The sequence below is a fragment of the Nocardioides pyridinolyticus genome, from assembly GCF_054653575.1.
Genome location: NZ_BAAIFY010000033.1, coordinates 1 through 25,180, shown reverse-complemented (window position 1 = coordinate 25,180; position 25,180 = coordinate 1). Strand labels below are relative to the sequence as shown.

General features: G+C 65.3%; 24 protein-coding genes. 8 read left to right on the top strand and 16 right to left on the bottom strand.

The genetic code is table 11. The features are described 5' to 3' along the window. Positions 1-176 precede the first annotated feature (176 nt). From ACYQ0U_RS20590 to ACYQ0U_RS20575, 4 genes are read right to left on the bottom strand one after another with little or no spacing between them, the layout of a single operon-like run. Positions 177-1,427, bottom strand: coding sequence for a CaiB/BaiF CoA transferase family protein (locus ACYQ0U_RS20590; protein WP_459975767.1), 1,251 nt, complete (start codon positions 1,425-1,427; stop codon positions 177-179). Positions 1,428-1,432: 5 nt separating this feature from the next. Next, positions 1,433-2,665, bottom strand: coding sequence for an acetyl-CoA hydrolase/transferase family protein (locus ACYQ0U_RS20585; RefSeq protein WP_459975755.1), 1,233 nt, complete (start codon positions 2,663-2,665; stop codon positions 1,433-1,435). Then, positions 2,658-3,149: a MaoC family dehydratase gene (locus tag ACYQ0U_RS20580; protein WP_459975754.1), complete on the bottom strand. Its 492-nt coding sequence runs from the start codon at positions 3,147-3,149 to the stop codon at positions 2,658-2,660. The genes ACYQ0U_RS20585 and ACYQ0U_RS20580 overlap by 8 nt, the downstream gene beginning before the upstream one ends. A 17-nt stretch (positions 3,150-3,166) precedes the next feature. Next, positions 3,167-4,333: an acyl-CoA dehydrogenase family protein gene (locus tag ACYQ0U_RS20575; protein WP_459975753.1), complete on the bottom strand. Its 1,167-nt coding sequence runs from the start codon at positions 4,331-4,333 to the stop codon at positions 3,167-3,169. Between the two features lie 136 nt (positions 4,334-4,469). Here ACYQ0U_RS20575 and ACYQ0U_RS20570 point away from each other — a divergent pair, with 136 nt between their 5' ends. The 5 genes from ACYQ0U_RS20570 (at position 4,470) to ACYQ0U_RS20550 (ending at position 9,335) form a co-directional block, all read left to right on the top strand. Then, positions 4,470-5,621 (top strand): CaiB/BaiF CoA transferase family protein, encoded by a 1,152-nt coding sequence (locus ACYQ0U_RS20570; RefSeq protein WP_459975752.1) that lies wholly within the window; start codon positions 4,470-4,472, stop codon positions 5,619-5,621. Next, complete coding sequence (locus ACYQ0U_RS20565; protein ID WP_459975751.1) at positions 5,618-6,505, top strand: alpha/beta fold hydrolase; 888 nt, start codon at positions 5,618-5,620, stop codon at positions 6,503-6,505. Before ACYQ0U_RS20570 ends, ACYQ0U_RS20565 begins: the two co-directional genes overlap by 4 nt. After that, a complete protein-coding gene (locus ACYQ0U_RS20560; RefSeq protein WP_459975750.1) occupies positions 6,495-7,667 on the top strand; it encodes a CaiB/BaiF CoA transferase family protein in 1,173 nt (390 codons plus the stop codon). The genes ACYQ0U_RS20565 and ACYQ0U_RS20560 overlap by 11 nt, the downstream gene beginning before the upstream one ends. Continuing rightward, complete coding sequence (locus ACYQ0U_RS20555) at positions 7,664-8,416, top strand: enoyl-CoA hydratase-related protein (protein WP_459975749.1); 753 nt, start codon at positions 7,664-7,666, stop codon at positions 8,414-8,416. The genes ACYQ0U_RS20560 and ACYQ0U_RS20555 overlap by 4 nt, the downstream gene beginning before the upstream one ends. 85 nt (positions 8,417-8,501) lie before the next feature. Beyond that, on the top strand, positions 8,502-9,335 hold the full coding sequence (locus ACYQ0U_RS20550) for a FadR/GntR family transcriptional regulator (RefSeq protein ID WP_459975748.1): 834 nt from the start codon (positions 8,502-8,504) through the stop codon (positions 9,333-9,335). 55 nt (positions 9,336-9,390) lie between these two features. Here ACYQ0U_RS20550 and ACYQ0U_RS20545 read toward each other — a convergent pair whose 3' ends face one another. The 4 genes from ACYQ0U_RS20545 to ACYQ0U_RS20530 are packed head-to-tail and all read right to left on the bottom strand — an operon-like array spanning position 9,391 to position 13,505. Further along, complete coding sequence (locus ACYQ0U_RS20545) at positions 9,391-10,062, bottom strand: 3-oxoacid CoA-transferase subunit B (RefSeq protein WP_459975747.1); 672 nt, start codon at positions 10,060-10,062, stop codon at positions 9,391-9,393. Position 10,063: 1 nt separating this feature from the next. Next, a complete protein-coding gene (locus tag ACYQ0U_RS20540; RefSeq protein ID WP_459975746.1) occupies positions 10,064-10,861 on the bottom strand; it encodes a CoA transferase subunit A in 798 nt (265 codons plus the stop codon). An 18-nt stretch (positions 10,862-10,879) separates the two neighbouring features. Further along, the gene (locus tag ACYQ0U_RS20535) at positions 10,880-11,758 is read right to left on the bottom strand and encodes an NAD(P)/FAD-dependent oxidoreductase (RefSeq protein ID WP_459975745.1); all 879 of its coding nucleotides are present in this window, start codon (positions 11,756-11,758) and stop codon (positions 10,880-10,882) included. Further along, positions 11,748-13,505 carry a UGSC family (seleno)protein gene (locus tag ACYQ0U_RS20530; RefSeq protein WP_459975744.1) on the bottom strand — a complete coding sequence of 586 codons (1,758 nt, stop codon included), beginning with the start codon at positions 13,503-13,505 and terminating at the stop codon, positions 11,748-11,750. The genes ACYQ0U_RS20535 and ACYQ0U_RS20530 overlap by 11 nt, the downstream gene beginning before the upstream one ends. Positions 13,506-13,659: 154 nt before the next feature. Between ACYQ0U_RS20530 and ACYQ0U_RS20525 the strand changes: the two genes are divergently transcribed. Both ACYQ0U_RS20525 and ACYQ0U_RS20520 read left to right on the top strand, forming a co-directional pair. Then, a complete protein-coding gene (locus tag ACYQ0U_RS20525) occupies positions 13,660-14,373 on the top strand; it encodes a FadR/GntR family transcriptional regulator (protein ID WP_459975743.1) in 714 nt (237 codons plus the stop codon). Continuing rightward, positions 14,370-15,761, top strand: a complete 1,392-nt coding sequence (locus ACYQ0U_RS20520; RefSeq protein WP_459975742.1) for an FAD-dependent oxidoreductase — start codon at positions 14,370-14,372, stop codon at positions 15,759-15,761. The genes ACYQ0U_RS20525 and ACYQ0U_RS20520 overlap by 4 nt, the downstream gene beginning before the upstream one ends. Positions 15,762-15,821: 60 nt before the next feature. Here the strand turns inward: ACYQ0U_RS20520 and ACYQ0U_RS20515 are convergent, their stop codons facing one another. The 4 genes from ACYQ0U_RS20515 to ACYQ0U_RS20500 all read right to left on the bottom strand — a co-directional run bounded on the left by ACYQ0U_RS20515 (position 15,822) and on the right by ACYQ0U_RS20500 (position 19,543). Then, positions 15,822-16,631, bottom strand: a complete 810-nt coding sequence (locus tag ACYQ0U_RS20515; protein ID WP_459975741.1) for an NAD(P)-binding domain-containing protein — start codon at positions 16,629-16,631, stop codon at positions 15,822-15,824. Between the two features lie 120 nt (positions 16,632-16,751). Next, positions 16,752-17,936, bottom strand: a complete 1,185-nt coding sequence (locus ACYQ0U_RS20510; RefSeq protein WP_459975766.1) for a cytochrome P450 — start codon at positions 17,934-17,936, stop codon at positions 16,752-16,754. Positions 17,937-18,088: 152 nt separating this feature from the next. Next, complete coding sequence (gene fdxA, locus ACYQ0U_RS20505; RefSeq protein WP_459975740.1) at positions 18,089-18,427, bottom strand: ferredoxin; 339 nt, start codon at positions 18,425-18,427, stop codon at positions 18,089-18,091. Positions 18,428-18,436: 9 nt separating this feature from the next. Beyond that, positions 18,437-19,543 carry an NAD(P)/FAD-dependent oxidoreductase gene (locus tag ACYQ0U_RS20500; protein WP_459975739.1) on the bottom strand — a complete coding sequence of 369 codons (1,107 nt, stop codon included), beginning with the start codon at positions 19,541-19,543 and terminating at the stop codon, positions 18,437-18,439. 29 nt (positions 19,544-19,572) lie between these two features. Here ACYQ0U_RS20500 and ACYQ0U_RS20495 point away from each other — a divergent pair, with 29 nt between their 5' ends. Continuing rightward, positions 19,573-20,304, top strand: coding sequence for a FadR/GntR family transcriptional regulator (locus ACYQ0U_RS20495; protein WP_459975738.1), 732 nt, complete (start codon positions 19,573-19,575; stop codon positions 20,302-20,304). Positions 20,305-20,350: 46 nt separating this feature from the next. Here ACYQ0U_RS20495 and ACYQ0U_RS20490 read toward each other — a convergent pair whose 3' ends face one another. From ACYQ0U_RS20490 to ACYQ0U_RS20475, 4 genes are all read right to left on the bottom strand, one after another. Beyond that, positions 20,351-21,049 carry a hypothetical protein gene (locus tag ACYQ0U_RS20490; RefSeq protein ID WP_459975737.1) on the bottom strand — a complete coding sequence of 233 codons (699 nt, stop codon included), beginning with the start codon at positions 21,047-21,049 and terminating at the stop codon, positions 20,351-20,353. Between the two features lie 7 nt (positions 21,050-21,056). Further along, on the bottom strand, positions 21,057-22,244 hold the full coding sequence (locus ACYQ0U_RS20485; protein WP_459975736.1) for an ABC transporter ATP-binding protein: 1,188 nt from the start codon (positions 22,242-22,244) through the stop codon (positions 21,057-21,059). A gap of 49 nt (positions 22,245-22,293) precedes the next feature. Next, positions 22,294-24,072 carry an ABC transporter permease gene (locus ACYQ0U_RS20480; protein WP_459975735.1) on the bottom strand — a complete coding sequence of 593 codons (1,779 nt, stop codon included), beginning with the start codon at positions 24,070-24,072 and terminating at the stop codon, positions 22,294-22,296. A gap of 78 nt (positions 24,073-24,150) precedes the next feature. After that, on the bottom strand, positions 24,151-25,180 hold a 1,030-nt coding region (locus ACYQ0U_RS20475), incomplete at its 5' end, for an ABC transporter substrate-binding protein (protein ID WP_459975734.1).

The following is a 25,180-nucleotide window of genomic DNA, read 5'->3' as shown; positions in this document are numbered from 1 at the left end:
GCAACCGTCCAACGGGCTCGTACTGCCCCGATCGCGGCGAATACACAGCCGGAGCACTCGCGAGCCAGCGGCCCTTGTTGCGAGCGGTCACCGACCTGGGCCGCGGTGAGTCACCAACGTCCAGACCGCAGCCAGTGGTCACCTCTCGCCCCGTCGAGTCCACGGCGGCTCCTCGCTCACTCACCCCAGACACCCGTGTCTGTAGGTGTCCTGGCGACGCCCCCGTCGAGCAGGCGAGCAATGTCCCCGTCCTCGTACCCAAGCCCCGCAAGGATCTCGGCCGTGTGCTCGCCGAGTCTCGGCGGCGGGCGCTTGATGGCGCCGGGCGTTGCGGACATCTTCAACACAGGCGCCAGCTGAGGGATGGTGCCTGCCGAGGTGTGCTCGACGGAGCTCACGATGCCGGCGTGCTTGACGTGCTCGTGGCTGAGCAGTGACGGGAAGTCCAACACTGGCCCGAACAGGACATGGTGCTCGCGGAACACGCCCTGCCAGTAGGCAGTCGGCCGGGCGGAGGTGATGGCCTCAATGAGCGGAACAAGTACGTCGCGGTGGTCCACGCGCGACTTGTTCGTCTTGAAACGCTCGTCGTCGACCAGCTCCGGTACGCCGAGGGCGGCACAGAAGCTCGGCCATGCCTCACCAGCTCCCCAGACGCCCGCCACCATGTATCCGTCGAGCGTCTTGAAGACGTTGTAGGGCGCGACCGCGCTGTGCGCACCGCCCAGGCGTTCGGGCACCTCTCCCGTCGCCCAGTGGAGCGCCAGGCGAGTGGTAAGGGCCGACATGAGGACGTGAAGCATCGACACCTCGATGTACTGGCCTACCCCGGTCCGTCCTCGGGCGATCAGCCCCAAGAGGGCGCTCTGGATGACGCCCTGTGCGCCGGCGAAGTCGGCGATCGGGACACCTACGAGGATGGGTGGGCCGTCGACCTCACCCGTGACCGACATGACTCCGGACATTGCCTGGACGACAGGGTCGGTTGCTGGCCATTCCTCCAAGGGGCCGCGGCCGAACCCGGAGACCGAGATGTAGATCAGCCCGGGGTTGATCTTCCTCAGGTCCTCGTAGCCCAACCCCATGCGTTCGGCCACGCCGGGACGATAGTTCTCGACGAACACGTCGCTCTCTGCGGCGAGCTTGTGCACGACCTCGATGGCTTCGGGGTTGTGCAGGTTCAGGGCAATGCTTCGCTTGCCCCGGTTCCACATCAAGAACAGCGCGTTCTCGTCGCCGTGGTATGCGTGACCGGTGCTGCGGCTGGGGTCGCCGGATCCAGCAGACTCGACCTTGATGACGTCGGCGCCGTAGTCGGACAGCATTGCGGTGCCGTAGGGCCCTGACATGTGTCGGGTGAGGTCAAGAATTCGAACGCCTTCGAGGGCTGCCGGCGTGCTTGTCATCGGGATTCCTTCGTGGCTCATCGTGGTCACATGTTGAGGAGGTCGTGGTGGGCAGGGTCGGCGATGGCTGCGAGCAAGGCGCGGCGGTGGCGTAGCGAAGTGCCGCGAAGGTGGGCGACGCCGTTCTCTGTGACGACGACGTCGATCGTGGCTTGCGGTGTCGTCACCCACCCGGAGTCCAGACACTTGACGATCCGAGAAGCACGTTGCTTGCCGGCTGTGGCTGGGAGGGCCACGATGCTGGTGCCGCCGGGCGAGGTCTGCGCTCCGCGAAGGAACTCGGTATGTCCGCCGAGTGCTGAGACGCGGCGATCGCCGAGCATTTCGGCGTTGACCTGGCCGGCGAGGTCCACTTGCAGCGCTGAGTTGACGGCGACGAAGCCGGACAGAGCTGCCAGGACCTCGGGTCGCTGCATTTGTTCGATGCGCCGCAACTCCACGCGGGGGTCGTGGGCGACGAACTCGTAAAGGTCGAGGCTCCCCATGGCTGCGCCGGTGACGATGCTGGGGCCGTCGGCGGTCGTGATGGCTCCTGCATCCACCAGGTCGAGCAGCCAGTCGCCCACCAGTGCCGAGTGCACTCGCAGGTCTCGACGGTCGGTGAGCAAGCGACCCAGCGCGGTGACGGTCGAGCCGATGCCGAGTTGCACCGTCGCACCGTCCGGGATGAGGTTGGCGACCTCTCGTGCGATGGCGGTGTCCACGTCGGTTGGCGCGGTGGTGGGTACCTCGATCAGCGGACGTGACACTGAGCCCGCGACGGTGAGTCGTTCGTAAGGGATCGTCACCGAGTGCGGCGACCTGGGCAGCCGGTCGTTGATCTCTGCCAGGACCACCCTGGCGTTCCGGATCGCGTCCACGGTGAAGTCCATTGAGATGCCGGTGAAGCAGTCACCGTTCTCCTCCGGAGGGGTCACCTGAACCATGACGACGTCGGCGCCGACCGCGCCATCGCGGATCAGGCCCGGCAAGTCGGAGTAGTTGCAGGGGATCACGTCGAGCAATCCTGCGTCGTGGACGCCGGCAAGGCTGCCCATGGCACCGTAGGAGGACAGCGGCACCGACTGGGCCATCTCCGTGTCGAAGAGTCCGGTGAGACTGAACCCGACGAAGACGCTGACTTCGGGGAGCTGGGCGCGTTGCTCGCGCAGTGCCGCGGTCAATCCGACCGGTTCACAGACCCCCTGGGACACGAGAACTCGGTCGCCGGGGTGAAGGACCGTGGTCAGGTCGAAGTCAAGGGCGGTGTAGCTAGGCACGCGGTGTCCCGCGCTGGGCTTCGTCGTCGTTCTCGTACAGGCACATGGAGAGGCCCTTGCGCGTGATCTCGATGACTTGTTGGTCCTTCTGGTTGAACCCGCGATGCACGAACGTGACGATCCCGGTCTTCGGTCTTGATGCGGATCGGCGTCGGTTGGTGATGACGCTCTCTGCCCGGATGGTGTCGCCGATGAAGACTGGGTTCGGGAAGGTGATGCCGTCGATGCCGAGGTTGCCCAGCGAGGTGCCCTCGACGGTGTCGGCGACGCTCATCCCCATGACGAGCCCGATGGTGAAGGCGCTGGTCACCAGCCGCTGACCCCAGATGGTTTGGTCCTGGCAGAACTTCTCGGACAGGTGTAGCGGCGAGTTGTTCATGCAGAGCGAGGTGAACAACAGGTTGTCGGTTTCGGTCACTGTCCGCGACAAGGTGTGGGTGATGACCTTGCCGATCTCGAACTCTTCGTAGTACAGGCCGGGCATGTGCTGTTCTCCTCGCGTCAGTACGACTTGGGTAGGCCAAGGACGTGCTCGCCCAAGTAGGCCAGGACGAGTTCGTTCGACACGGGCGTGATGCGCAGAAGCCGGACCTCGTGCCAGTAGCGGCCCACGTGGTACTCCTGCGCGTAGCCCATGCCTCCGTGGACTTGCAGCGCTCGGTCTGCTGCCGCGAATCCGGCGTTCGAGCACAGCAGCTTGGCTGAGTTCGCTTCGCGGCCTGCGGGCTTCCCGTGGTCGTACAGCCAGGCTGCCTTGCGCATGACGAGCTCTGCAGCGTCGAGCTCGGCCAACGACTGGGCCAAGGGGAACTGGACGCCCTGGTTCTTGCCGATGGGTCGGTCGAAGACGATCCGTTCGTTGGCGTAGTCCACAGCCCGTCGAAGGGCCAGGCGTCCGATGCCCAAGCATTCCGCTGCGACCAGAATGCGCTCGCCGTTGAGTCCGTCGAGGAGGCATCGGAATCCTCGCCCCACCTCTCCCACGACGTCGCTGTCTGGAACGAACAGGTCGTCGAAGTAGACCATGTTGGAGTCGACCGCGTGACGGCCGATCTTCGGGATCTCCTGCACCTCGACGTTCGCCGGGTTCTTCTCTGCGAAGAAGAGGGTCATGCCGTCGGTGGGCCTGGCGCACTCGTCTCGAGGTGTGGTGCGTGCGATGACCAGCAGCCGCTCGGCGCCTTGCGCGCCGGAGATCCACATCTTTTGACCATTCAGAAGCCAGCCGCCGTCGACCTTGCGTGCGGTGGTGCTGATTCGGGACGTGTCGAGTCCGGCGGTGGGCTCGGTGACCGCGAACGAGACCCGAAGCTTCCCTTCCGCGGCTCGGGGCAGGAAGCGTCGCTTGAGTTCTTCCGAGCCGTGCTTGACCAGGGGCAGGAGTCCGAAGACCGGCATGTGTACGGCGCTACAGGCGCTCAGGCCGCCACCAGACTCGGCGATCGCCTGCATCATGATGGCGGCGGCCGTGACCCCGAGGCCGCCGCCGCCGTACTCCTCAGGCAGAGCGATGCCGAGGAAGCCGGCCCGGGCCATCGCCTCCAGGAACTCGTCGGGGAACTCGTGGTTGACGTCCTTCTCGGCCCAGTAGTCGTCGGTGAACTTGGCGCTGTGGGCTGCTACGGCAGCGCGCAGTTCCTCTAGGTCGGCGTCCGGTGCAAAGTCCATGAATGCGTGCGCTCCTCTTCACTGCTAACTATGCGCATATTAGACCAGTTTTGAGACGCATGCCATAGGCCGGCCCGCACTCAGCTCGAACTGATCACGCTTTCCCGTCGAACTATGCGCATGTTACGGTGAGTTAGTGGAGAGTGCACCTCTTGCCGGCCTACGCGTCATCGACTTCGGTCTGCTGCTCCCGTCCCCCTACGCCAGCCGTCTCCTGGCTGACCTGGGCGCGGACGTCGTCTGCATTCACCCGCCAACCGGTGACCCCGCACACCAGCTGCTGCCCGGCCTGGCCCCGTACCTTGCCAAGGGCAAGCGCAGCGTCCGCATCGACCTCAAGACCCCGGAGGGACTCGACGCCGCGCTGGACTTCATCGCAAGCGCCGACGTAGTCCTGGAAGGCTTCCGCCCCGGCGTGGCCGACCGCCTGGGCATCGGCTTCCAGGCCGCCTCCCGCCGCAACCCGACGGTGATCTACTGCTCCATCTCCGGTTACGGGCAAGACGGCCCCAGCCACTCCCTCCCGGCCCACGACGGCAACATCGAAGCCTCCGGAGGCGCCTTCGCCGGCGTGCTCGCCATGGGTGAGACCCCCCCGACGCCCTACCTGCCCGTCGCCGACCTCAGCGCATCCATGTTCGCTGCGCTCTCCGTCGTAGCGGCCGTCCTCTCCCGCACCAAAGAGCCGGCCAACGAGGCCGTCCATCTTGACGTCTCCATGCAGGAGTCACTCCTGCAGTTCGGGCTCCCGCGATGGGGTCGCTACCTTCTCGACGGATCCGAGCCGGTCCCCGAAGATCTCGTGGCCTACTCAGCCGGAGCGGGAGTATTTCCCACCGCCGACGGACGCCACGTCGCCCTAGCTGCCATCGAAGACCACTTCTGGACCGCGCTCTGCCACGCGCTCGACCGTCCAGAACTTGCCGCACCACCCTTCGACACCCATAGCGGGCGAGGCGCGCATCGGCAGCACCTCCGCACCTCCATCGGCCACGCCATCTCGCAACGCCCCGCTCACGAGCTGATCGCACACTTGGAACCTCGCGGAGTTCCCATCTCCCTGGTCCGCACAGCCGCCGAAGTCGCCCGCGACCCACACCTTCTCGAACGCGGAGCGATCAGACCAGCCGAGGACGGCACACACGTCCCCTTCCCCGTGACCTGGTCCGGCCGGCGATTGCACGCCAGCGCTCGTGAGACCAGCCTCGAAGCACTCTTTGCAGAAATCGGGGCCGCACCCGGTCGTCTGCAAGAACTCCTCGCCCAGCAGGTGGTGAGTTCCCGGTGAGCAGACCCTCGACGCCCTCCAGCCGCTTCTACACCAATGGCGAACTGCGGTTGCACTATCTGGAGTGGAACTCCGCGGCGGCGGACACCGTTGTCCTCGTTCATGGCATCAACGTCCAAGCCCACACCTGGGACCCCATCGCTGAACAACTTGCCGCCCATCGTCGCGTCATTGCTCTGGACCTGCGCGGCCATGGACTGAGCGACTGGGCCCCAGACGGTTACAACATCAGCTCGTTCGTGGCCGACCTCGACGCCCTCCTTCACCATCTCGGTCTTCTCCGTGTCGACCTCGTGGGCCACTCCCTCGGCGCACGGGTATGCATCGCATACGCAGGCGAGCATCCCGACCTCGTCAACCGGTTGGTGCTGTCGGACACCGGTCCCGAGGTGGCCGCCCAAGGCGGCGCGTTCTCACGCGACATCGTCGCCTCAACCCATGACGTTCGCGGATTCCGAGACCAGGAAGCGGCACGCGCACACTACGAGCGTCTTCACCCGGAGTGGCAATCGGTGTTCATCGACCTGCACGTCGAACACCAACTGCGTCGAAACTGGGCCGGCAAGCTGGTGTTCCGGGCAGACCCTGACCTGTTCTGGATCACCGGAAGCGCAGGGCGCCGCGAGAACGCGTACCTGTGGAAGATGTGTGAGCACATCACTGCTCCGACCCTGATCATGTGGGGGACGCGCAGCCCCTTCCTGGACGAATCCATCGCCTCCCGGATGCTTCAGGCGCTGCCCGACGGTCACCTCGCCCGGATTGAGGCCGGTCACTACATCCCGCGCGAGGTGCCCGATGAGTTCACGCGAACGCTCCTTGAGTTTCTCGAGACGCCGCTGCCGCCAACCCCCAAGGAAGAAGGGCACGACCATGAGCACTGACCCACGCCCCCTCCGAGTCGTCGACTTCTCGACACACCTGTCCGGACCCCTGGCCTCGCACCTCCTGCACGAACTCGGCGCCGAGATAGTGAAGGTGGAAAACCCTCGCTCCGGCGACGGCAACCGCGGCAACGTTCCGTTGATCCGCGGCGCAGGAATGATGCACGTGGCGCTCAATGCCGGCGCTCGCAGCCTCACCGTCGACCGACGATCTGGCGAATGGGACCAAATCATCAGCGCCTGCGCGTCTTGGGCAGACGCCGTGCTCGTGGGCGCCAGGCCCAAGGACGCGCGCAAGCGGGGCATGGACTTCGAGACCATGTCTCGCGCGAATCCCGAACTGATCTACGTATCACTTTCCGGGTTCGGCGATCACGGCCCCTGGAAGGACTACACGGCACACGGGCAAACCATCGACGCTCTGGCTGGACTCGTGCCAACCGAGGACGGCGACCTGCAACCCTCGACCCGCAGCGGATGGCGCACAGCCGGAACCAGTCTGGGCGGGGTTTTCGCAGCGCTGGGCGTCCTCGCGGCCGCACGGCGACGCGACCACGGTCACCGGGAACCGCAGTACCTGAGCGTTTCGCTTTGGGGCGCGGCCATGTGGTGGAACTGGCGGGACCTCACAATGCTCGCCAACACGGGCGAACCGTGGTTCGACTACAGCGACATCGGCTCCCGATACAGCCTGTACTACACACGCGATCGCCGGATCATGCTCTGCGCACCCACCGAGCAGCGCTTCTGGCAGAGCTTCTGCGACATCCTGGGCCTCCCTGCGGAATGGAAGGAACGGGGCGACTGGTCGTCGTCGATGGAGAACGGCGAGGGACCCGAGTTCCAGTACGAGCGGGTTGCGATCGCCGAGAAGATGGCCACTAGGGACATGTCCGAATGGATCCCGCTGTTCGAGGCGGCCGAGATCCCCTTCGCACCCGTGCTCGGGGTAGGGGACGCCCTGGCCAGTGAGCATGCGGCCGCAAACGGGGTACTGCGCGGCACCGAGCTTTTTGGCGAGCCAGCCCAGATCCCTGCGATACCCATCAAGTTCGGGTCGCGCGCCGAGGACCAGGTTCTCCCACCCCTTGCGCCGCCACCTCTCCTTGGCGAACACTCCGAGGAAGTCAGGCGCGAGCTCGGGTTAGGTCAGTCGACGTGAGCGAGGTCGACCTGCACGTTGTAGACGGTCTCGCCACGATCACTCTGAACGCCCCGGAGCGTCGCAACGCCTTGACCGTAGCGATGTCGAGGGAACTCATCGCGGCTTGCGACACCGTGGATGCCGACCCCAGTGTCGGGGCCGTCGTGGTTGTTGGTGCCGGAGACTACTTCTGCGCGGGTGCAGAGCGGGCCACGCTTGCTCGTGCCGGCGAACGGCCAGCCGACACCGACATGTACGAAGCCATGGCCGTCATCTACCGCTCCTTCAAACGTGTGGGTGAACTCAAGCCACCCACCGTCGCGGCGGTTCGTGGCGGCGCCGTGGGAGCTGGAATGAATCTGGCGCTCGCCACCGACCTGCGGGTAGTGGCAGTCGACGCCCGACTCACCTCGGGCTTCCTGGCGATCGGGCTACACCAAGGTGGTGGACACGGCGCGCTACTGGCCCGCACCAGCGCACGCGAAGCCGGCAACGCGATGACGATGTTCGGTGAGTCTATCAGCGGCTCGCGTGCTGCGGAACTCGGACTGGCCTGGGAGGCACTCCCGTCAGAGGGCGTGCTGACCCGAGCCCGCGAGCTCGCGTTGGCCCCTGCCAGCGATCCGGAATTGGCCCGCTACACGGCGCGCGCCATGCGCCTGCAGTCTCCCGTGGGGGACACGGACTGGGATCGCGGACTTGACCTGGAACGAGCGAACCAGATGTGGTCCCTGCGGCGCAGACATCTGGGCACGCCGAGTCGATAGCGAACGACAACCACACGAACCGACGTGAGCCGCGTAGGCTGTCCACCGTAAATATTCGCATGCCGGTTGGCCGAGAAGTGGTGAGATGAGTATCGAAGCAAACACTTCCGAACCCGGCCGGCCCGCAGAGCCTGCTAGGCCCGGCGTGGATTGGTCGGTGACCGGACCCCAACGCCGGGGTCGCACGAACTCCGCCCGTCGCGGTGCCAAGCTCTCCCAGTACGTCGCAGCCGAGATAGTTCGGGACGTAGTCGCTCGCGGACTCAAGGCCGGTGACCGGCTTCCCACCGAATCGGCGATGCTGGAGGAGTTCGACGTCGGCAGAGCAAGCCTGCGCGAGGCGCTGCGAATTCTGGAGTCGTACGGCCTCATCTCCATCCGGCAAGGGTTGGGCGGGGGCCCGGTGGTCAACGCGATCCACCCCGAAGATCTCGCACGCACGTTGCTGTTCTACTTCCACTCCACCGGAGCCACCGTGAGCGAGATCGCGGAGGCGCGCTGTGTGATGGAGCCGGCTTCAGCCCGGTTGGCCGCCGAACGTCAAGACCCTGTTCAGATGGCCGAGCTTCGCGATGTCATGGCTCGCGAACAGCAGGCCTCGATGGATGACGAGGAGTACCTGAGACTGTCCAACGAGTTCCACTACGCGGTCAGCGGGCTATCCGGAAACCGGGTGTTGGACCTGTTGGGTCGCGCTCTGCGCACGGTCTACACGACCCGAATCTTTGGCGGCGGCATCCTTCCGAGCGAGGCTCGCCACACGAGCCGAGAAGTGCATCGTCGCATTGGTGAGGCCATCTTGGCTGGAGACGGTGAACTCGCGGAGAGAACGATGGCGAAGCATCTCAAGGAGATCTCGGACATGCAGTTCGCTAGGACGCCTGAGGTGATGGACCAGGTCGTCGTGTGGCAGGTGTAGCCCTCGCCGCACATGCCGATGGCGCAGGACAGTCGCACGCGTGGCGTTGCCCGGACTAGGTCAGCAGCTGCGGCCCTGTCTTGGTTTGGACCTCTTCGACCGTTGTTCCTGGCGCTAGCTCAACCAGTCTGAGCGACCGGTCGCCGGGCGTGCCGGGGGCGGCGATTCTGCCGGTCGCAGGATCAATGACGTCAATGACGGCGAGGTCGGTGATGATCCGCTGCACCACCCGCTTCCCGGTATACGGCAGATCGCACTCGTTGAGGATCTTCATCGAGCCGTCCTTGGCGACGTGCTCCATCAGCACGATCACCCGCTTGGCGCCGTGGACCAGGTCCATCGCGCCGCCCATCCCCTTGACCATCTTGCCGGGGATCATCCAGTTGGCGATGTCGCCGTCCTTGGAGACCTGCATCGCGCCGAGGATCGCGGCGTCGATCTTGCCGCCGCGGATCAACCCGAACGACGTCGCGGAGTCGAAGTACGACGCACCGCGGCGCACCGTGACCGTCTCCTTGCCGGCGTTGATCAGGTCCGGGTCCTCCTCGCCCTCGACCGGGTACGGGCCGACGCCGAGGATGCCGTTCTCGGACTGGAGCACCAGCTCGACGTCGTCGGCGACGTAGTTGGGCACCAGCGTCGGCAGCCCGATGCCCAAGTTGACGTAGGAGCCGTCGCTCAGCTCCGCGGCCGCCCGCGCGGCCATCTCCTCACGCGTCCACCCCATGTCAGTTGCTCCCGTTCTCGTCGGCGGATGGACGCGGACGGGTCGTCACACGCTCGATCCGCTTGTCGGCTGCCTGCTCGGGGGTCAGCGCGATCACGCGCTGCACGAAGACGCCGGGGGTGTGGACGTGGTTGGGGTCCAGCTCACCGGGCTCGACCAGCTCCTCGACCTCGGCGATCGTGATCCGCCCGCACATCGCGGCGAGCGGGTTGAAGTTCCGGGCGGAGTCGCGGTAGACGAGGTTGCCGTGCCGGTCGCCCTTCCAGGCCCGCACCAGCCCGAAGTCGGCCACGATCGCCTCCTCCAGCACGAACTCCTTCGGACCGTCGTGGGTCTCGAAGGTGCGGGTGTCCTTGGGCGGCGAGGAGACAACCACGTTGCCGTCGGCGTCGTACCGCCACGGCAGGCCGCCCTCCGCGACCTGGGTGCCCCCGCCGGTCGCGGTGTAGAACGCGGGGATGCCCGACCCGCCGGCCCGCATCCGCTCGGCGAGGGTGCCCTGCGGGGTCAGCTCCACCTCGAGCTCGCCGGAAAGGTACTGCCGCGCGAACTCCTTGTTCTCCCCCACGTACGACGCGATCATCCGGCGCAGCCGCTTCGCCATCAGCAACCGCCCCAGGCCCCAGTCGTCGACGCCGCAGTTGTTCGAGACCGCCTCCAAGTCCGTGGCGCCGGACTCCAGCAGCGCCTCGATCAGCACAGAGGGGATGCCGCACAACCCGAATCCGCCGACCGACAGTGTCGATCCGTTGTTGATGTCAGCCACCGCTTCTGCGGCGGACTTCACGACCTTGTCCACGCTTGCCAATCCTTATGTTCAGTGGGAAGCATTTGCCAGCGCTCTCATGGCTGACCAGGCGGCAGTGACGCCTTCACCGATCGCGGCGGTGACCGTTTGTGACGATTCGGCCCGCACGTCGCCGGCCTGGGTCCGAAACGGCAGGGCACTGCCGCCCCTCGGCTCGAAAACTGACAGCAGTTCATTTCGAGGGCGGCGCTCGATCGCGAGGAAAATGCCGTCCTTTCGAACGATCTCCTCTCCGGCGGAGTTGAGGACAACAGTTCTTCCGTCCTCACCCGCGGTCAGCCGGACGCGGTCGGTAGGCGACCAGACCTCTACGCCAGTGGGGTCGAGGAATGTGTGATCGGTCTTCGACAGCGGCTGGCGGGGCAGGACGGCCACCGAGGTGACGAGACCTTGCAGATCTTGCACCATGGCGGCGGCATCTCGTCCGCCCCCAAGCACAAGGACATCCTTGTTCTTGAACAATGGTCCGTCGCAAGAGCTGCAAGTCGAGACACCTCGTCCATGGAGGGCAGCAGCGCCGGGCACGCCGTCGAGATCGTGTTCGCGGCCTGTCGCCATCACGAGGGCGCTGGCCTGAACTGTGCCTTCGTTGACGATCCAGTGGCCATCGATGATCTGCAGTGTTTGGGCCTGCTCGTAGACGACGTCGACCCCAGCGTCGAGGATCCTCTCGATGAGGTCAGCCGCGAGGTCCGGTCCTTCCACGTCGACGCGAGAGGGCACCAGTCCATTCACGGTGCTGATCGTGTTCAGCTCGCCACCCAGGGCCAGCCCTTCGACAAGGACGGTTCGGAGACCCAGTCGAGTGGCCTCATCGGCGCAGGCAAGTCCGGCTGGTCCGCCTCCGATGACAACCAGGTCGGCGACTCGGTCCGGGTCAACGGCCACCGGCACCCCCAGCGGCCGCTAGGAAATCAAGCAGGTGCGCGTTGCATTCGACACGGCGGTGCAGAGGCAGGCCCTGTTCGTGGTTGTTCCAGTAGATGCGGTTCTGGTTCCTACCGGGGTCGCCACCCAGCACGATCCGAATGTTCTCGGGTCCGGCCAGCACTCCCACCTGAGTATCGTCGTCTGCATCGGTGGGGAACGTGTCGGGCAGGAGGCCCTTCGCGGAGAGTTCACGGAACGAGAAGTCGTTGCCGCGTGCCATCCGTGCCTGCGCTTCCATCCCGCGCACGTCCATCGTGGCGTGTTCGACCAGGTACTGCCGGATCGAGCCCTTCGTGTGTCCGGCAAGGGTGAGTGATTCGGCAACGCTGGGACTCATGAGAACCAGGGCGCTGTGCCCGCGGTAGTAAATGTTCGTGAACGCCCAAGGGCCGATCGTGTCGGCGGTGTACCGGGCAAGCATGGCCAGCTGTTCGTCGGCTGGGCCTCCGGTGTAGGCAGGTCCGCTGATGGCGACGCAGCTCTGGACGCTGACGACGGTGTCGCTCTTGTCGTAGCCGGCTTCTTCGCGGCTGGTCTTCCAACCAATTGCCTCTGTATGGTCGTCGTTCTCGACCATGGCGACGTTGAACGTCCTACCGATGGCGGCCTTGTCCGTGTCCCCCGGCGGAGTCAGGAACCCCGCGAGATTGCGCATGATCAATCGCCCGAACCGACCGATGGTCGCGTTGGCGCGGTTGCCGACCCTCATCATTCCGGCGCCGTTGTTGAATCCGAACGCACGGGTGAGGGGACCGCTGATAAGGATCAGGGGTTCCCAACCAGGTGTGCACCCGGCATCCTCGAGGCGCCAGCCGGGGTCAGCCATGACCTCTGCGACGGCAAGCAGGATCGGCATGTGCTCCGGGCGGCACCCTGCCATCACCCCGTTGACGGCGACGGACCAGACCGTGACGGCCCGACGCGCCGGAAGCATCACGCCAAGCCGTTCGAGCGGATCACGGTCAGTAAAGGCGAGGAACCGTTCAACCCTTTCGATGGTCGGCGGCACGATCGGCAGGCCGTCGCTCCACTGGCGTTCGTCGAAGTAGTCCTGCACCTCTTCCAGTGTTCCTCGGATCAGGATGTCCCGCATGCCCGGCTCGGCATCGCCACGTTTGGCGTCCACGTCATAGCCTTCAGCCAAGCGTTCGAACCCGTCGAACAAGCTCGGCACGACATGCTCTTTGACCTTAGCGTCGAAGGTCTCGTCGGTGTCTACGGCGATGACACCGGGGTACTCGGCGATCCAAAGCTTCTCGAGACCGACTGCGCGTGCGGTGGCGGTGGCCTGCCGCATGAAACCGGACGAGACCAGAGCCATGGCGGGAACTCCCGCCTCCTCGACAGCCTGACAGGCGCGGATCACGGCTGGCGTGCAGGAGCCACAGGCGCCCACACCCACGATTGCGGCATCGACTCCATGCTCCTTGAGGAGGTCGGGGATGCGGGCCACGACCTCGCGCTCGTGAGGGCCGTGCAGGTCACCGAATGTCGTGTGAGGGATGCGACGGAACTCAACCCCGTTGGCCTTTGCCTGCTCTTCGAAGGCGTCGAACATGTCGTCGCCTCGGAACAGGTCGTCCCAGATGAACGCGACGGTCTTCCCGGCCAGCCCGTCCAGGTGCCGGCGTCCAAAGGTCGGGCCGGCCTCGGTGGGGGCGAGGGGCCAGACGGCCGCCTCCTCCGTCTGCAGTGTCTCCGTCACGTCACCACTCCAAAGGCCGCATGTATTGGGTGTAGTGTCCGACATTTGGGTCTGGTTGTCACGAGGTTGGCTACAATTCCTCGAAATCACTCCAAGGAGGCCCGTGGTTTCCCCGGAACTGGCTACGACGAGCCCAGCTGCGTCACTGAGGTACTTGGCCATCGCCCGCCAACTGCGGGCCGAGATCCTGGCTGGCCGATACCCGGTTGGATCACGCCTGCCGGGCGAGATCGACTTGGCCAGCACGCTCGGCGTGGGGCGCGCGTCGATTCGCGAAGCGCTTCGCGTGCTCGCCGCTCAAGGACTCATCCAGACGACTCGTGGGACCTCAGGCGGAAGCACGGTGCGGCGAGTAGGGCACCACGACGTGATCCGGATGTTGAGTGAAGACATGGAGATCCTTGCCTCTCAACACGGCTGCACCGTCCAGGAAATGGAAGAGGTGGAGGAGTTGCTGGAGGTGTCAGCTGCTTGGCTTGCCGCCACCAGGCGCACCCCCGTCCAGGTAGAGAAGCTGTGGTCGCATATCCCCGACATCGCGCCGGGTGAGACGCCGACGGCCAGCCAGATCGATACCAACCTCGCGTTCCACTACGAAATCGTGGAGGCGACCGGCAACCGGATGCTGCAGCTGTTCGCCGAGCCGGTATCTATCGTGATCCACAACCACTTCCGATCCAGAGAGCGCGACGCGGACTACTACCAGCGGGTGCTGGAGGACCACCGCCGGATCGCAGCTGCGATCGAGGCCCGGGACACTTCGCGCGCCAGGGACGAGATGCAACAGCATCTGGGCCATCTGCGAGCGCGAGAGGACATCACGCGTGGCAGTTCACTCGGCGGCTTGAACTTCGGACCACACACGTGACGGGGAAGGGCAACGTGGCCTCTGAGTACGACGTGGTCGTGGTCGGCGGCGGCCTTGCGGGTCTGTGTGCCGCCACGGTTGCGGCCGAGTCAGGGTGCCGCACTGTCCTTCTGGAAGCGGACGGCGAGCTGGGAGGAAGCACCAGGACTCTCGGTGGCGTGATCTACGCGGCGGGCACTTCGATTCAAGCGACAGCCGGCATCGTCGACGAGCCGGGACGGCTCGTTCAGTGGTATCTCCTGCTCAACCAGTATCGCTTGGAGCCCGCGGTGTTGCGCACCCTCGCTGAGGACGCCGCACCCGCACTCGACTGGCTCATCCAGCGGGGTGTCCACTTCGCCGCCGACAACCTCTACTCGGCGGCGCCCGGGGATCCCGGGCGCAGTCATCGAGCCACGGGGCGCGGGCCGGGATTGGTGGACCCATTGGCAGCCCACCTGCGGACGACGCCGGCAACGATCCGCACCGGCACCCGAGTGACGGGCCTCGTGGCTCAGTCCGGCCGCGTGGCAGGCGTTCGAGTTGGGGACCAAGTGATCGCCGCCTCGGCTGTGGTCCTTGCTACCGGCGGATACGGCAATGCCCCTGACCTTCTGCGTCGGTTCTACCCATCAGCCGCCGAGCTGGGCCAGGCCCTCCACTACGTCGGTGCGGACTCGAACCAGGGCGATGGCATCCGGATGGGGATGGACGTGGGGGCTCAGTTCTCTGGACAGGATCGAGGACTGCTCCTGCTGGCTCCCTTATTCGCCACGGTCAACGAACCTGCGCTACCTCCCTCGCTGATCTTGGTGAACGCCCACGGCCATCGGTTCATGGCCGAGGATCTTCCCTACTCAGTGAGCCCTGGAATCGTTGCCGCGCAGCCCGACGGAGCAGCGTGGGCGCTCTTCGATGAGCCCATACGTCGCAGCTTCCCTGGCCGCGACCCCGGAGGGAAAGATCGTTCGTGGACCCGAGAGAGGTTCACCTCGCCGTTGCCGACCGCGACGCACACGGCGACGTCCATCGCGGCTCTGGCGCAAAGCATTGGTGTGCGTCCTGACGCCGTGGTGCACACGGTTCGGCGGTACAACGACCTCGCCGCTCGACACCAGGACACCGATTGGGAGAAGCGCCGAGATCACCTGGCCCCCGTCTCAACCGCACCCTTCTACGCCGTGCGAGTGACGCCGCGCGTCCTTGTGTTGACTTCCGGCGGCCTTCGCATAGACCCTGACGGACACGTCTTGGATGTGGCCGGTGGCGCGATCCCAGGGTTGTTCGCGGCTGGCGAGACCACAGGGGGCGTCATCGGGGACCGCTACGTCGGTGGGCTCGTGAACACGAGTTCAGCCGTCTTCGGGATTCGCGCAGGCTCGGCCGCAGCGGCGTGCTGCCCACGATGAGCCATGTCTGTCTGGAGCCACGCCCGAGCCTGACCTCAACAGGTCATCGAGGACCTCGAGTCACTCGTGAGGCGCGAGGCTCTGCCGGGCGCCATCGAGGTGCGCGCTGAGCGTTTCGGCATGCCCGAGGAGTTGGGACCAAAGAGAAGGCCATTGGGACCGCGAACTGGCCTGGAGCAGTAGCCGAGCGTCCTTTTCCAGCAGCGGGGCGTCCAGGTTGACGAACTTCTGGGCGGCACGGCTACCACCCGAGGAAACCTTGAGGACGGAGTAGAAGGAAGCCAGGTCGAGCCCTTGGATGCGTGCCACTTCAAGGGCGTTGGCGACGATGAGGGCGTTGGCTGCCATGACCGCGTTATTGATCAACTTGGCCAGCGTGGCGTGCCCCAGCTCCGTGAACCTCACGACTGTCCCGGCAACCGTGCTCTCCAGGAAGGTAACGTCGTCGGCCTCGACCGGACCGCCCAGCAGCACGGTCAGGCTGCCGGCCAGTGTGCCGTCGCTGCCACCGGAGATGGGCGACTCCATCACGCGGATGCCCGGCCGGCTCGTGAGTTGCCCGGCTGATTCCGGATCCATCGTAGTCACCACGAACACTCGTGTCGCCGTCGCGTCCGCGTAGCCGGCGCGGCGAGTGCCGATTTCGTCAACGACCGTCAACGCTTGGGCGACCGTGCGCACCACAACGAAGACCGTGTCGACGTCGCTCCAGTCGAGGTCCGCCAGCGAAGATGCCGTGGCTCCGCCGTCCGCCTCGAACGCTGCGCGTGCAGAACCGTCGGGGTCCACACCTACGGTGTGGCCGACGGACTGGTGGAGACGGGACGCGAACGCCAACCCCAGGTTTCCCAGGCCGATGACGACGATCATGGGATTACCTCCACGGTAGAACTCAGTCCTGGGTTCGAGTTCTCGCCGGTTCGTGCGGCGAACGAGTGGCGGGTAGCGATGGCCGGCGATTCGCTGCTGGGGAACGTGGCCTCGTTGTGGTCACTGGACATCAACGACGCGCTCCTCGGTGGTGGGCGCGATAGCGGGCCGGACCACTGGGGTGAACTCCACGTCCACCTTGGAGTAGGACCGGAGCGCGAACCCTTCGTAGTCGCCGATGGGGGCCTCGTGCGCAGCCAAGCGGAGGTCGGGGAACCACTCCAGCACCGCCTTCACGGTCTCCTGCACCTCGGCCCGGGCCAGTGCTGCACCAGCGCACGAGCGTGGTCCGAAGCTGAACGCGAGATGGTCTTGCGGCCTTCGAGGCTGTTCACGGTCGAGCTTGGCCTGATGCGGGCACGCGAACTGGGAGCTGTCGCGGTTGGCGGCTGCATGGAGATTCAGAACGGTTTCATCCTTCGCGATCACGACACCGCCGATCTCGGTGTCGTGATTGGCCTTGCGCAGCCGGAACTGGACGGCGCCGTGCAATCGCAGGGCCTCCTCGGCGAATCTCTCGATGGCCTGGTCGCCCCCGGTGCGTACGTCGTGCGCCAACTTCCCGTCGGTCAGGAGCAGCACGAACGCGTTCGCCAACGTGTGCATGGTGGTGTCGCTGCCAGCGAAGAACATTCCGGTCACCATGCCCAGGGTGTCTCGCTCAGCCCAGTCCTCGATCATGGTCGTGCCGTCGCGCCAGGTGCGACTGATGAAGTCGTCCTCAGCGGAGTTGCGACGTTCCTGCACGTAGGGGCGCAGGAGGTCGTCGAACTTCCGCATCGCCTCGATGGTGCGTGCGGCGAGTCCGGGATCCTCGTCCTGGCCTTGATGCTGGAGGTACTCCAGCTTGGCGTCCATGAGGTGCTTGCACTCGTTGATCCAGTCGTCGTCCTGCCACGGGAGTCCCATGACGGCAGCCATCACCCGGACGGGCAGCGGGTCGGCGAGGTCTCGCATCAGGTCTGCTGAGCCACGGTGGGCGAACCTGCTGAGCAGGTGGTCGGCCACCGGCCGGATCATGGTGCTGCGCCACGCATCTACACGGCGTGGGTGGAACTCGGAGAGGATCCATCGGTGCATCCGCAGATGCGTCTCTCCGTGCTGGAAGTTGCGGGCCCTAGGTCCGCCTTCGATGGCGATCATAGCCTCGGTCATCATGTCGGCGAACGGATGCCGGAAGTCCTTCTTGTCCCGGCGCATCACGTCCTTCGCGAGCTCGAAGTCGGTGACCACCCATGCCCGCATGCCTTCGTCCCAGTGCACCGGGTCGGCGGCTCTCAGCTCGTCGAAGTAGGCGAAGGGCTCAGATCCGGCGGTGCTGATGATTGAGGGAAGCTCGGTGGTCATTGTCGTCTCCAATGCGGATGGCGCACGCGGCGGCTATGGGGTGAGGGCGGTCAGGAGGGGAGCAGTGAGGTGACGAACGGGGTGTCGACCCCGACCGGGCCCAGTGCCGATGCGCCGCCTGGATTGCCGAGCGGGACGTCGCGGCCCGGGAGGACTACTTCGAAGAAGGCCCGGTTGTCTGCCAGGTGGGGCATGCGCTCGGCGGGGGTGGTGCGGTCGGCGGTTATCGCGTCCACGGGGCAGACGGTTTCGCAGGCTCCGCAGTCGATGCACTCGTCGGGGTTGACGTACAGCTTTCGGTTGCCTTGATAGATGCAGTCCACTGGACACTCCTCCACGCACGCGCGGTCCATCACATCGATGCATGGTTCGGAGATGACGAATGGCATGACTTGCTCCTACGGGGTGGGCGCCAGGGCAGCGGCGTTCGACCTGGCGGCTGAGGTGTCGGTGGAGTGGCCGGGGAAGATGTCGAGCGTGGGGTCGAGGAAGGCGGCGGCGTTGTTGACAGCGGTGGCGGCTTCGCCGAACCCGACGGAGATGAGTCGGACCTTGCCGGGATAGTCCGTTAGGTCGCCGGCCGCCCAGATGCGCTCGACTCCGGTGGCCATGGTGGTGTCGACCACCACGTGCCGGTCCTTGAACGTGAGTCCCCAGGTCTGCATGTCGGAGAGGTTGGCGGTGAACCCGAGTGCGGCGACGACGTGGTCAGCCTTGACCGTTCGAACCTCGTCGGTCTGCACATCCATGACGTGTGCGGCAGTCACGCGGTCCGTCCCGTCGAGAGCCGTCACCTCGTGGAAGGTGAGCACCTCAACTCCGAGGTCGTGGGCTCTGCTCACCGAGGCTGCGTGGGCACGGAACCGGTCGCGCCTGTGCACGAGGGTGACGCGGGCATCGACCGTGCGGGCAGCAATCGCCCAGTCGAACGCGCTGTCACCGCCGCCGACTACGAGGACGTCGGAGCCGGCGAGCTCCGTCGGGTCCTTGACGAAGTAGGACAGCCCGCGACCCAGGAAGTCGTCGCCCACCGGGAGGGGTCGAGGGGTGAAGCGACCGATCCCGCCGGCGATGATCATGGCGCCACAGCGGATGGTGGTGCCGGTGTCCGTGCCGATGGCCAGTCCGCCTGCGACAGGAGTGACGGTCTTGGCCGTGGTCCCGAGCACGTAGCGGGGCTGGAATCGCTCTGCCTGACGTTGCAGGGCACTGATGAGGTCGCCGCCCTTGACGGATGGGAGGCCAGCGACATCCTCGATCAGCTTCTCGGGGTAGAGCGCGGACACCTGTCCCCCGATTTCGGTGAGGCTGTCGATGACGGCGCAGCTCAGTCCCCGGAATCCGGCGTAGTAGGCCGCGTACAGCCCTACTGGTCCGGCCCCCACGATGGCGATGTCGACTGAAGCCCGGGTGTCTGTGACGACGTCCATGTATCCCTCCTCAACCTTCCTGAATCTCTGGTAATGCTTATCATGGATATCGGGGCGTGGGAAGATGCGCCGCATCGGCGAACAAGTCAGCAGCAGGGAGTCCGATGGACACGACGCAGGGCACGACCAGTGACACTCCGCGGCCCGCCAAGGTCTCCGAGATAGTGGCTCGGCGTGTCCTCAACGAGATGGCAGCCCAAGGGCTGGAGGCGGGCGCCCGTCTTCCCTCCGAAGCAGTGATGCTCGAGAAGTACGGGGTGGCTCGCGGATCGCTGCGGGAGGCGCTGCGGCTGCTGGAGTTCCAGGGGTTCATCCGGATCAGGCCGGGAGTAGGGGGCGGACCTGTTGTGAGTGAAGCCACCACTCGCGACTTCGCGCGCGTCTCCTCGATGTTCTTCCACCGGGCGGGAGCCACGATCGAGGAGCTGTTCGATGCGCGCATGTCGCTGGAAGCGCAGATGGCGGCGCATGCGGCGCTGTCCCGGGATCCCGCGTTAATGGAGCAACTTCGCCGCAGCGTCGAGCACGGCCCCGAGGACGACTCCGGAGTTCGCGACTTCCACGACATCATCACTGGGCTGTCTGACAATCGAGTCCTGAATCTGCTGGCGCGCTCGATCAAGGACATGTACGTCGAGCGCGTCCGCGAGGTCAGCTTCTCGGATGAGACACGCGAACAGGTCGTCGCGGCACACCAGGACATCGCGTCTGCGATCTTCAACGGTGACGCGACCGGCGCGGCGGAACTGATGCGCGATCACATGGCGCACTACTTCCAGCTTGCCGTCGTGGACAACATGCCGGGGCTGCTTTCGGAGGTCATCGACTGGCGGTAGCCAATCCGTTCAGGAAGGGCCTCTGCTGCCCCCGGCGTCACACGCGTCAGGACTGCGTGGGGTAGTCCAGGACCACTAGTTCGGCACCCTCGCTGCCGGCCTCCAACACGGGCCGCTCTTCGGGAAACGCAAAGACGCACGACAGAGCGTCCGAGACGGTCCCTCCCACAGCGACCGACCCAGCAAGCACTAGCACGAAACGCCCCATCCCCGCACAGTCCGGCAGCTTGACGATGTGTCCCGGGGGGACACTCAGCGAAGCCGCAAATAGTCCGTCCTCTTCACGGGGAAGAATCACCTGCTCATCGACTGTCGTACGAGGACCAGGCTTGTCCATCACGACCGCGCCGAGCCGGTGACGTCGTGGCGCCGCATTCTGGGCCTGCTTCTGATCCGGTAGCACTTGGGCCCTCGACTCCGCCCGGTGGCGCGGCCGAAGAGTCAGATACCTCAGCCCCTCTGGTCCCGCGATGATTGGCCCGTAACCGGTGTAGGCGTTGGTGTAGTGCACGGTGACGGGCTCGATCGGCTTGCGGCCGATGGTTCCTCCACCCGCGATGAACACCTGGAACTGGTCGATGGCGTGGAAGTGAGTCGGAATCCGGGCTTCCGGTGGCTGATCCACGACGAAGGCGTGCGGGGCGCGATCACCTTCACCGGATGTGATCAGGTCCGTGTGACCGAAGCGCTCTCCGTGGAACTCGACCTGCTTCGGCTGCTTGCCAGCCAATGCACTGACGAACACGTCGCCGTCACCTGCTCAATGCACGAAGGTGTTCGGGCTGAACGGCCACCAGTACCCGGTCATCCAGAGCGGGAGCGTCTACGTGGCCCTCAGGCTGGCGGACGAGGAGCGTGATGTCCGAACCTGCCAGCCTGACCAGGTGCTCCACGTGGGTCCCCAGGAACATCGTCTGGGCTACGACGCCCTGGAAGACGTTCGGCGTCGAATCATTCGGGCTGACGAATCGGCACTTCTCCGGACGGGCCAACAGAGCCACCTCCGCGCCCACGGCGACGTCGTTGTCGCCACGCGTCGCAACCACGGCACCGACCTGGGTGTCGACCCGGACGAGGTCACCGCTGAGGAGTTCCTTGACCTGCCCGGGCAGCTCGTTCGCGCTTCCCACGAAGCGGCCGACGTACTGGTTCGCCGGCCTTTCGTAGATCTCTCGCGGAGTCCCGCACTGGGCGACCTTGCCCTTCTGCATGACTGCGATGCGGTCCGCCAACTCCATCGCCTCGACTTGGTCGTGGGTGACATAGATGGCGGCGAACCCGATCTCGCGCTGCATCAGAACGAGTTCGAGCCGCAACTGCTCGCGCACCTTGGCATCCACATTCGACAGCGGCTCGTCGAACAGGATGAGCCCCTCGTTCGAGACCAGGGCCCGAGCAAGCGCCACCCGCTGCTGCTGGCCACCGCTCATCTGACCCGGGTACTGCCTGCGCAACTCTGGAATCCCGATCATCTCCAGGACCCGCTCGACCCTGGGGGTCACCTCTTGCTTGGGGACCTTGCGGGCGCGCAGAGGATACGCCACGTTATCGAAGACGGTCATGTGGGGCCAGAGGGCGTAGGACTGGAACATCATGCCGAGGCTTCGCTTCTCGGGCGGATCGTCGATTCGCTGCTCCGAGGAGTAGCTGGTCCGACCGTGCAGTTCGATCTTCCCCGACCGGGGCTGCTCCAGGCCGGCGATGCAACGAAGGAGAGTGCTCTTGCCGCAGCCGCTGGGGCCGAGGAGTACAACGAACTCGCCGGGGGCGACATCGAGCGAGACCGAGTCGACTGCAAGGACTTCTTCCCCGTCACGTCGCTTGAATGACTTCTTGAGGTTCTGCACCGAGACGGCCGGGATGGCCTCTGCAGTGTTTCCGGCCCGGTTCTGGCTTTCGGTGGGCCGCGTGCCGGGAGACCGGGTGTGTGCCACGTTCATCGTTGGTCCTTGTCTTCGAGAAGTTCTGCGATCACGGTCGTCCGGTGCGCTAGCCGCGCGGGACCCCGCCGAGCTTCTTGGACAGGAAGCCGACGATTGTCAGGACGGTGACGTTGATGACGGTGAGCGCTATGGAAAGGGCCGCTAGCAGCGCGAAGTCTCCGTTGACGAAGACGTCAAGGATTCGGAATCCGACTACCGGTGTGGTGGTGCTAGCCAACATCGACGAGGCTTCCAGCTCACCGACCATCCACACGAACAACAGTCCCCATCCCGCCACGAGTCCTGGGATCATGAGCGGTAGGTTGACCTTCCGGAAGGTCTTTCCTCCGCCGGCGCCGGAGATTCGGGAGGCTTCCGACAGTTCGCGGCCCACCTGGGCGGCGGCTGCGTCAGCTGCCACGGTGGCTTGAGGTGTGAACAGGATGACGTAGGCCAACAGCAAGATCAGTGCTGTTCCGCCGAGGTTCCATGGCTCGCCTGCGAAAGCAAGGATGCAGCCGGTTCCAACGACGATGCCGGAGAAGATGGCCGGCAACTTGATGACGCCGTCGAGGACGCGGGATCCGAGGCCCCTTGAGGACTGCAGGTGGTGCGAGAAGACGGCGGCGATGGCGATGCCGACGGTCGCACCGATTGCTGCTAGGCGTAGGCTCGTGGTCAGCGAGTCGCGCGTGAGCGGGTCTTCGAGCAAGTAGCCACGCAGGTGCTCCAAGCTGAGTGAGGACCACTGGATGTTCGGCGTCCAGAAGCCGTTGAGGACCACGATGATGTGCGCAGTCAGTGGGAAGACGACCGCGAGTGCCACGTAGCCGACGAGCAGCGCCCGCGCCGGTCGACGCCACACCCCCAGACGCACGGTCGCCGTACGCGAGCCGCGCCCACCTAGAACCGCGTGCCTTCCGCCCTTGAGGACGCGGCCCTGGATGTACCAAGCGGCACCTACGAAGACCATGAGGAACGTGCTGAGGCCGAGCGCGAGGGTGGTCTGCGCCGGGTAGGTGAAACTCATCAGCTGCACGATGCGCACCGAGAGCACGTCAATGTCGCTCTGGGTTCCGATCACGACAGGTACTGAGAAGAAGGAGAAACCGAACCAGGCCATGAAGAGAGCTGCGGCCCCCAGGCTCGGACGTAGCACCGGGATAGTGACCTTCCTCAGGGTCGCGAGAGGCGATGACCCGCAGACCCGTGCTTGCTCCTCAAGTGCTGGGTCCGCGTTTCGAAGCCCGGCGGCGATCATGAGGTAGGCGAACGGGATCTGATAGATGGTGTAAAGGAAGATCATCCCCCACCACGAATAGATGTTGACGGGGCCGGACTCGATCTCGACTCCAACCCATCCCAGTGCCGTTCGGGCCAGGACGTTCAGGAACCCCGACCGGTCCGACAACAGCAACGTCCAGCCGATCGCACCTGCAATGGGGGGGAGCAGGAACGGAAGCATTGGCATGATGGCGTTGAGACGGGGTAGCGCAGCGTCGGTCCGCTCCCCGATCCAGGCGAACAGGGAGCCGAAGCTGACCGCCAGCACCATGCTGGAGACGACGATGATGAGCGTGTTGGACAGCAGCTCCACGAGACCTGGTTGTTGGAAAGCCTCCCGCAACGGCGTGGCGTTGAACTCGCCGTCGGTCACGAAGAGCGCTACTAGCACCTTTCCCAGCGTGTAGGCCACGAGTGCCGCGAACGCAATCATCAACAGCGTCACGACGATGCGGAAGACACCGCCTCGCTTCAAGTCTCGTACTACTCCTCGAGGTCCCGAGCGACTCTCCTGGTCTTGCTTGCTCGGCTCTCGTTCCAGTTCGCTCAGCATTGTCGCCATCAATTCACCTCAAGTTTGCAGAGGGGAAGGGGTCGACCTTCTCCTCCGCGTCACGTACAACGTCGAAGCAAGGACCGGTCAATTGCCGAGATTAAGCAGCTCCATGATCTCCTCAGCCCGATCAGCCGCATCCAGGTTGGGCTCCTTGTACTCCGCAGGAAGGTTCGCGTCGTCGTAGATCGACACGTCCGAGGCGAACTCGCTCATCAGCGTGTTGCCCTCCTTCGACACGAGGTAGTCCATAAAGACCCGCGCCGCGTTGGAGTTCGGGCTGTAGCCACACGCCGTGGAAAAGGACTGGATCTCAACGCCGGTGGTTGCCGGCGGGATGGCGTTGGCGACCGGAGCACCCGCATCGATCACGCCTGCCGCAGAGCTGGCAGTGGAGGGAACTCGGATGCCGCCTTCTCCAGCAGCGAGAGCCTCCATGACCGCGCCGCCGCTGCCGTAGACCCGGAGCTCGTGGTTCTCGGCGAACTCCTTGATGAAGTCGGCTCCGTACTCACTCTCGATGTAGTCCCAGAACTCGATGTAGGCCGCCGACGAAGCAGGGTCGGGGATCAGGAAGGTGGCGTCTTCAAGGGCGGGACCATTGAGGTCCTCCCAACTCGTGGGCGCCTCGTCAACCAGGTCGGTGTTGTAGGAGTAGATCCAGGGCTGGGTCTGCACCGTGACTGCATACTCCTGGACGAACTGCTCCGGGGTCTCGGCTTCGAGGGCCGGGAGGCCCAGGTCGGCGATGGGCTCCACCCAGTTCTTCTCAGCCGCTTCGCTCTGGGCGAACAGTTCGGCTCCCGAGAGCGTGAGCACGTCCCCGCCGATGTTCCCAGCAGCTCCTTCTGCCGAGTAGCGCTGAAGGAGGTTCGTCGACGGCAGCTTGAGGAAGCCGACGACGATCCCGTACTTCTCCTCGAAGGCTCCGGCCACTGCCTCAGCGACCTCGGACGGGATGGCCGTGTACCACGTCAGGGACCCTTCCTCTTTGGCCGCTTCCACGGTGGCATCCCAGTCAGTCGCGCAATCGGCTGACGGCTCCCCGTCCCCCTCGTCTGCGCCGCTGGAACTGCCACACCCAGCCAGGGCCAGGGTCGCCACCAGCGCAGCGATG